Genomic DNA, 6,906 nt, shown 5'->3' with positions numbered 1-6,906 from the left:
CCTCCACCGGCGCTACGAACGCCGCGCCGACCACTTCGCGTCCTTCGTCGCTATCGCCGCAGCCCTCATCTGCTACCACCGGCTCACCAAATGAGACGACTTCTTACGTGCTGCCCGAGCCGGTGGAGCGCGTCGCCACCGGTGCGGCCGGCACCGGCCTGGAGTGGGGAGTGGCCAACATCAATGCCGACGACGTCTGGCAGGAGTACGGCCGGCGCAGCGAGGACATCATCATCGCCAACATCGACACCGGTGTGCAGTTCGACCACCCCGCGCTGCGCGCCTCCTACCGTGGCACCAACGCCGACGGCACCGTCACCCACGACTACAACTGGCTGGACACCTCGGCGAACTGCAAGGGCGGCGCTCCCTGCGACACGCACGGGCACGACACCCACACGATGGGCACCATGGCCGGCGACGACGGCCATGGCAACCAGATCGGCGTGGCGCCTGGCGTGAAGTGGATTGCCGCGAACGGCTGCCAGATCTGCAGCGAGGAGAACCTCGTCGCCTCCGCTCAGTGGATGCTGGCCCCCACCGACAGCCAGGACCAGAACCCGGACGTCAGCAAGCGGCCGCACATCATCAACAACTCGTGGAGCTCGACGGTGCCGACCGACGAGCCGATCATCGAGGACATCCTGGAGGCGTGGGCCGCCTCCGGCATCATGGGCATCTGGGCCAACGGCAACAACGGCCCTTCATGCAAGACGTGCGGCTCCCCGGGCAGCCGCACGCTCAACTACTCCGTCGCGCCTACGACGCCGGCAACGCGATCGCCTCCTTCTCCAGCCGCGGCCCCGGCCAGAACGGCGAGACCAAGCCGAACATCGCTGCGCCGGGCGTCAACGTGCGCTCGGCGATGCCCGGCGGCTCCTACGGCGTGATGTCGGGCACCTCCATGGCGGCGCCGCACGCGGCCGGCGCGGTCGCGCTGCTGTGGTCCGCCTTCCCTGACCTGGTACGCGACCTCGACGGCTCCCGAGCCCTGCTGGACGCGTCCGCGATCGACACGGCCGATGCCAAGTGCGGCGGCCCTGCCGAGGACAACAACGTGTACGGCGAGGGCAGGCTGGACGGCTCGGCGCTGCTGGCCGTCGCCAAGGCTGGGCTCGGCACGCTGACCGGGGTTGTCACCGACGCGGTGACGGGTGAGCCTGTCGCCGACGCCGACGCCGACGCCACCGTCACCGTGACCGGCCCGCACGGGCGCGACACCGTGACCGGCAAGACGGGCGACTACTCGCTGCGGCTGGTCGGCGGCGAGTACCAGGTGAGCGTCAAGGCGTTCGGCTACACCGACGCCACGGCGACCGCCAGGATCACCAAGGACGGCACGGTCACGCTCGACGTGCGGCTCGCGCCGACCGCGCAGGTCGAGGTCGGCGGCACCGTACGCGACGGCTGCGGTCAGGGCTGGCCGCTACCGGCCAAGGTGACGGCCTCCGGCGGGGCCGGGCACACGTGGACGGCGGAATCCGACGCCTACCCTACCCGGCACGACCTACACGCTGAAGGCGGCGGCCGCGACGCGCGGCTACACCCTGGCGAGCAGGCAGGTGGCGGTCGGCACGGCGCCGCTCACCGAGGACTTCGCGCTGACGGTGACCCCGGCCTGCGAGGCTCGCGGCTACCAGCCGGTCCTTGAGGGCGTCACAGAACGGCTGGACTCCGGGCTCCCGCGCGGGGCGAGCGTCACCAATACCGATCCCGACTTCCTCGGGTACATGCACGAACCCGGCTGGGTGTTCGGCGATCCTGCCGGCCGCACCAACAAGACCGGCGGGTCGGGCGGGTTCGCGATCGTGGACTCCGACCACCACGGCCTGCACCACGTGCAGGAGACCACGTTGACATCGGCGGCCGTGGATCTGTCGAAGGCCGCCGCCCCCACCCTGCAGTTCGCCTCAGACCTGGAGCCGAGGGTGAACGGCACGGCGCTCGTGGACGTCAGCCTCGACGGCGGGTGCACATGGGGGAACGTCTGGAAGAAGGCCGGCTATCCCGGGGCTCGCGGGCCTGAGCCGCAGATCGTGCAGCTGCCCCAGGCCGTCGGCCGGCCCGCGGTGCGGCTGCGCTTCACCTTCCTCGGCCAGCTGTCCGGGTGGTGGGGGATCGACGACGTCTTCCTCGGCCATCGCACCCTGCGAGAAGAAGTAGCGCCATCGGGGTCCATCTGGGATGGGCCCCGATGAAGACACGGGCCACCCGGAGCCAAGTAGCGCTGAGTGACCAGGAGTGCCTGGACGAGTTGACATAGCAGGGAATGCCGGTAACAGCCGGGCGTAATCGTGCTTCCACTGGCGCGCACAGAGCGGCGGCCCCGCGACCTCGAAGGTCAGCCTGCTCTGGCTCGTGATCACGCCGCATATCGCGGGCCAAGATGCACCATGTGAGAACAATGGGTGGACGCAACCGCTCGGCGTAGGCCTACGGTAGAGCCCTGCATGCCGAAGCCCTCGGGGTGTTAGCACCTCAGGACCGGCGGCTCCCGGAACGTCTGCCGCACACGGCCGCGCGCTTCGCACACCAATCGGCATATGCGCAGTCCGACGACCACCGTGGGGTTACCGACCGGCACATCCGCCAGACGCCCCGCGTGACAGGCGTGCACCCGCCGAACCAGGTCCCCACACGCGGGCAAGGTGTCACCCCCGAACGTGTCCGGGCCCGCGCACGCACGACCTGCTGCTCCGCGCGGACCTGCTCGAGGACCACATCGGCCAACTGTGGGAACAGCATCTTCCGGGAATTCGTGCCAGAGTCCGAAACCAGACATCACTCAAGGCCGCTGAGGTATCCCATCGTCATTCCCGCCGACCACCAAGCCCGGGACTTCATCCTCATGTTGAGCGGTGCGGAACACTCGGTGGAGCTGCACATTGATATGCGGCAGGATGACCGGCGTGATCCTGAAGTATCCCTGTGTCTGCTGCGGCCGCCTGACCATGGCGGAGCCGCCCGGCTCTTATCAGATCTGCCCGGTCTGCTTCTGGGAGGACGACGCGGTTCAGCTGCGATGGCCTAACTGGGCCGCAGGTGCCAACAAAACCTCGTTGATCGAAGCCCAGCAGCACTTTCAAGATTACGGAGCATGCGACGAGCGGTCACTGGAACACGTTCGTCCACCTGAGGACGACGAGCCGATGGACCCGAGTTGGCGCCCCATCGACTCCGAACGCGACCGCTTCGAGCCTCAGGCCGTTCAGTTGGCCACGTGGCCAGACGATCACACTGTCCTGTATTGGTGGCGCTATCGGGACACCGGATTCTGGCGCCCCGATAGCTGACATGGCCGACTCAAGTCTGTTGTCCGGGCGTATCAGCAGCCCGTTGCCTGGTTTCGTGCCGGTGCTCTGGCGGTCGAGGTGGACCCCGACGGAGCACGTTTCCGCCGACGAAGGCCACGACGATATGGCCTTCGTCGGCCAGGTCAGCAAATCCCTCGCCTGACCTATCGGATCAGGTGGAGAGCCGGATGCCAAGTCAACGGGCACCTCCGGTTCGGCGGGCGGGACGGGAAACCGACACCCGGAACGGTGCACGGCGTCTCGTCCCCGACCCAACATTTGAGGATGCGAAGTTTCTCCGCGGGTCGCATGGATCTTCTTCTTGCTCAGAGATGAGTCTGGACAGCGGCGGCCAGGCCGGAGGCCGCGCCCGGATCGTGGGCGGCCAGAACCGCCAGACCAGGATTCCGCAGGCGGAGCTCGTTGATCATCTGTGTGGTGTCGGCCAGCTTGCGCTTCTCACCGACGCCCGGCACTTGGCCGCGCTCCAGCAGGGCCGAGTCGTAGGTCAGGTCGCCGACCATGAGCAGCGGTGTTCGGCCAGGGCTGCGGACCAGCATCGACAGCGACCCGGGAGTATGCCCGGGGGTGGGCAGCAGCACCATGCTGCCATCGTCGAACAGGTCATGGCCGGTGGTGAAGGGGGCGAGGGCGGGGTCGGCGAGGGGTTCGGGAGTGATGTGGCGCCAGCGCAGTCCGGGCAGGTCGATGTGGGAAGTCAGCAGACCGCGTAATTCCGGTTGCGGCTCGGCGAGGGTCTCCCACTCGCGTTGGCTGGTCACGATCTGGGCGCCGGTCAGTTCCCGTAACCCGCCGATGTGGTCTTGGTGCAGGTGGGAGATGACCGCGGTGTGGACATCGCCGATGTCGTAGCCGATGGCGGCCAGTTGAGCGGTGAGAGTCTGCTCGGGGCCGATATCGAAACGGGCCAGCCGACCGTACATCACCCCGGTGATGCCGCCGGGGAAGTAGCCGGGGTCGGTCACCGACGCACGATCCTGTCCAGTGTCGAAGAGCACCAGACCGTCGCGGTGCTCGATCACGTAGACGTTGATGGGCAGCGGCTGGGTCCAGCGACGCGAGGTGAACAGCCACCAGTACATCGGTTTGCGGGTGGCGGACACGTGCTCGGGGTGGATCGACACCGATCCGGTGCTGACCATCGACACCTGGTTGATCGTTGCCCTGTTCATCACGTTCATCTCCTTAATCGAATTAGTTGAATTAGTCGAATTCATACGCGGAAAGCCGACACCGGTGAGCGCGCTCTGGGCGCCCGCACATGCGACGATCGCGCCTCGTCGTGTCCTTGATGAAGTCGCCGCGGGCGGTGCCTCCGCCTGGGTATGCAGGGAGGCAGCCCGTGGCCGCCCGTCTCGGGGCCGGATCAAGATCCGCCCGCCTGAGGATCTCCCAAACAGTGGACCAAGCAACCGTGATGCGAGGATCGCGAGCTCGCTGCGCATCCGCCGAGATCACCGGGCGGATTCTCCACGACCAGACGTAAGACAAGAGCGTGGATGAAGCGGACCGTCCGCAGCTGCCCAGGCCGCTTGGTGGCACAGGTCCGCGCGTGGGGCCGCTTCATCAGATCTCGGCGCCGACGCCGGACGCTGTCCGGGTGGACGCGTACCCGCAGCCGAGGTAAGCCTCGTAGGGCCTTGAAAGCGGCAATACGGTCAGGAGGCCAGGTCGAATTGCATCCGGGCTCCCGGCATCACCAAGGTGAGTGGCGGGGAATGGTCGACGTCAACCTCCTCGGCCTGATGTGGACCATCCACGCCGCCGGCGAACTACTGATCCGCCTGACCGAGCAGGTCTAGCTTGTTTCGAGGAGGGTTTTGAGGTCGGCCAGGAGGCGTGGCCAGCCGTTGGTGACGGCCGTCAGGACGGCGCTGCCGGGTTCGAAGTCGTCGTGGACCACGGTCAGTTTGACCGTCTCGCCGAGGTCCTCGAGATCGAAGGTCACCTTGGAGCGGCGCTCGGCGGAAAAGCGCGCCAGGAGTTCATCGCTGAACCCGCTGACCGCCGCCCATTGCGGGGTGAAGGTGTGCCAGGTGTAGGACAGCCGCTTGCCGGGCTCGGATTCGAGCACAAGCTGGGCCGGGTCGGCGATCGTCACGTCGTGCTCGGGGTAGCGCACGGTCACGGTAGAGCCGGGCTTCCAGTCCGAGTCGAGAGCCAGCCCGCGCCAGCAGCATCGGGTGATGGCAGGGTCGGTCAGCCCCTGCCAGAGGCGCTCAGGGGTGGTGTTGATGTAGGTCGTGTAGGCGAACTCGGGCTCGCTCATCGAGATGTCCTCCATAGCTGTTTCCAGATCGGATGGGGCGGACCCGGCGCTGGTGGCCGGCAGGAACGCGTCAGCAGGCCGGGCGCAGAGGGGCATGTCGTCGCGGAGACTTTCCCACGTCCGAAGCGCGTGACTGAGGGCGCGACAGATGGGCGATCAGCGCGTCGCCCGAGGCCGCGACGGGCTGGCGTGCTACCGCAGCCGCTCGGTCAGGAAGTCCTCCCAGGTCCGCTTGCCCGTAGTAGCCCCTTCGAGAGACAGATTTTCGCCGGCCCGGTAGGCGCGGCCGACCTTGCCCGGCATCCGGACCGGCATCATCAGCCGGCGCTTACCGCGCACCCACAGGTATCCCCGGCTCAGCTCGGCCATCCCGTACACCTTGGGCCCGGCCAGGTCGGGCACCAGGCCGGCGGGCTTGTCGAGTGTCAGCATCACGAGGCGGGCCGCCACGTCGCGCGCGTCGACCGGCTGAATCCGCATTCCGCCCGGTACGGGTATCACCGGTAGCTTCGCCATCGCCTGCACGGTCTTCAGGGCAAGGTCATGGAATTGGGCGGCCCGCAGCGTCGTCCACGGCAGGCCGGAGTCGGCCACGGCTCGTTCGGCGCCCAGCTTGGAGCCGAACCAGCTCAGCGGGATCCGGTCCGCGCCGATGACGGAGATGTACACCAGGTGCCGCACCCGGGCTCGCGACGCGGCCCGTGCCAGGTTATCGGTCGCCTCGGTATCGCCCTTGGCGCTGCCCGCCAAGTGCAAGATGATCTCGGCCCCGTCTACCGCGGGCTCGATTCCCTCGCCCTTGAGTAAGTCGCCGCTCACGTACTCGACGCCGTTGCAGGGCGCGCGGCCGTGCCGGCTGAGCACCCGCACGTCACAGCCGGCGTCATGCAGGAGCGGCAGGACCAGGCGCCCCAGGGTGCCAGTGCCGCCGGTGAGCAGGATGGATGACGTCATGGTGCTCCAGATTCGTTGGAGCCGGGAGTTGATCTCCCGGTCGGGCCGGATTCGGCCGAGCGCCGGAACGTATGTGCTCCCAAATATGAAACGTAACGTAACGTTCGGCTGATCATATTAAGACAGGCGGCGGCGATGCTGTCAAGAACGATACGTTACGTTTTCTATGGTAGGGTGTCCTCGTGACTGGAAAGGTCGGCGGCGCGGCACGATCGCGAACGGTGATTCTTCAGGCCGCCCTTGATCTGCGTGCGGAGCGACCCTAAGACGGTGACTCATTTGGTGAGCCGGCGGTAGCAGATGAGGGCTGCGGCGATAGCGACGAAGGACGCGAAGTGGTCGGCGCGGCGTTCGTAGCGCCGGTGGAGG

8 protein-coding genes and 2 pseudogenes are annotated in these 6,906 nt (G+C 67.4%); 6 read left to right on the top strand and 4 right to left on the bottom strand.

Translation table 11 applies throughout. The features are described from left to right. From ACSDR0_RS48810 to ACSDR0_RS48790, 5 genes and pseudogenes are all read left to right on the top strand, one after another. A pseudogene (locus ACSDR0_RS48810) lies at positions 1-94 on the top strand (IS5/IS1182 family transposase); the annotation flags it as partial. A 13-nt stretch (positions 95-107) separates the two neighbouring features. Then, positions 108-890, top strand: coding sequence for a S8 family serine peptidase (locus ACSDR0_RS48805; protein WP_435295815.1), 783 nt, complete (start codon positions 108-110; stop codon positions 888-890). Then, complete coding sequence (locus ACSDR0_RS48800) at positions 779-1,651, top strand: S8 family serine peptidase (RefSeq protein ID WP_435295816.1); 873 nt, start codon at positions 779-781, stop codon at positions 1,649-1,651. Before ACSDR0_RS48805 ends, ACSDR0_RS48800 begins: the two co-directional genes overlap by 112 nt. Further along, positions 1,563-2,198 carry a hypothetical protein gene (locus ACSDR0_RS48795; protein WP_435295814.1) on the top strand — a complete coding sequence of 212 codons (636 nt, stop codon included), beginning with the start codon at positions 1,563-1,565 and terminating at the stop codon, positions 2,196-2,198. The genes ACSDR0_RS48800 and ACSDR0_RS48795 overlap by 89 nt, the downstream gene beginning before the upstream one ends. A gap of 702 nt (positions 2,199-2,900) precedes the next feature. Then, entirely contained in the window at positions 2,901-3,293 is a 393-nt protein-coding gene (locus ACSDR0_RS48790; RefSeq protein WP_435295813.1) for a CPCC family cysteine-rich protein, read from the top strand. A gap of 326 nt (positions 3,294-3,619) precedes the next feature. Here the strand turns inward: ACSDR0_RS48790 and ACSDR0_RS48785 are convergent, their stop codons facing one another. Further along, positions 3,620-4,486: an N-acyl homoserine lactonase family protein gene (locus ACSDR0_RS48785; RefSeq protein WP_435295812.1), complete on the bottom strand. Its 867-nt coding sequence runs from the start codon at positions 4,484-4,486 to the stop codon at positions 3,620-3,622. 504 nt (positions 4,487-4,990) lie between these two features. Here ACSDR0_RS48785 and ACSDR0_RS48780 point away from each other — a divergent pair. Further along, the gene (locus ACSDR0_RS48780) at positions 4,991-5,116 is read left to right on the top strand and encodes a hypothetical protein (protein ID WP_435295811.1); all 126 of its coding nucleotides are present in this window, start codon (positions 4,991-4,993) and stop codon (positions 5,114-5,116) included. Here ACSDR0_RS48780 and ACSDR0_RS48775 read toward each other — a convergent pair. The 3 genes and pseudogenes from ACSDR0_RS48775 to ACSDR0_RS48765 form a co-directional block, all read right to left on the bottom strand. Beyond that, a complete protein-coding gene (locus ACSDR0_RS48775) occupies positions 5,113-5,583 on the bottom strand; it encodes an SRPBCC family protein (protein WP_435295810.1) in 471 nt (156 codons plus the stop codon). The two genes, ACSDR0_RS48780 and ACSDR0_RS48775, sit on opposite strands and share 4 nt — an antisense overlap. Before the next feature lie 192 nt (positions 5,584-5,775). Continuing rightward, the gene (locus ACSDR0_RS48770) at positions 5,776-6,537 is read right to left on the bottom strand and encodes an SDR family oxidoreductase (protein WP_435295809.1); all 762 of its coding nucleotides are present in this window, start codon (positions 6,535-6,537) and stop codon (positions 5,776-5,778) included. 275 nt (positions 6,538-6,812) lie between these two features. After that, a pseudogene (locus ACSDR0_RS48765) lies at positions 6,813-6,906 on the bottom strand (IS5/IS1182 family transposase); the annotation flags it as partial.

The organism is Streptosporangium sp. G11 (assembly GCF_051192615.1).
GTDB lineage: Bacteria > Actinomycetota > Actinomycetes > Streptosporangiales > Streptosporangiaceae > Streptosporangium.
Note: the sequence above shows the minus strand (reverse complement) of the source record. Positions and strands in the feature narration are given on the sequence as shown.

Coding starts and splice junctions, on each gene's coding strand:
- ACSDR0_RS48785 (WP_435295812.1), bottom strand. CDS start 4,486: ATGAACAGGGCAACGATCAACCAGGTGTCGATGGTCAGCACCGGATCG.
- ACSDR0_RS48770 (WP_435295809.1), bottom strand. CDS start 6,537: ATGACGTCATCCATCCTGCTCACCGGCGGCACTGGCACCCTGGGGCGC.
- ACSDR0_RS48775 (WP_435295810.1), bottom strand. CDS start 5,583: ATGAGCGAGCCCGAGTTCGCCTACACGACCTACATCAACACCACCCCT.
- ACSDR0_RS48790 (WP_435295813.1), top strand. CDS start 2,901: ATGACCGGCGTGATCCTGAAGTATCCCTGTGTCTGCTGCGGCCGCCTG.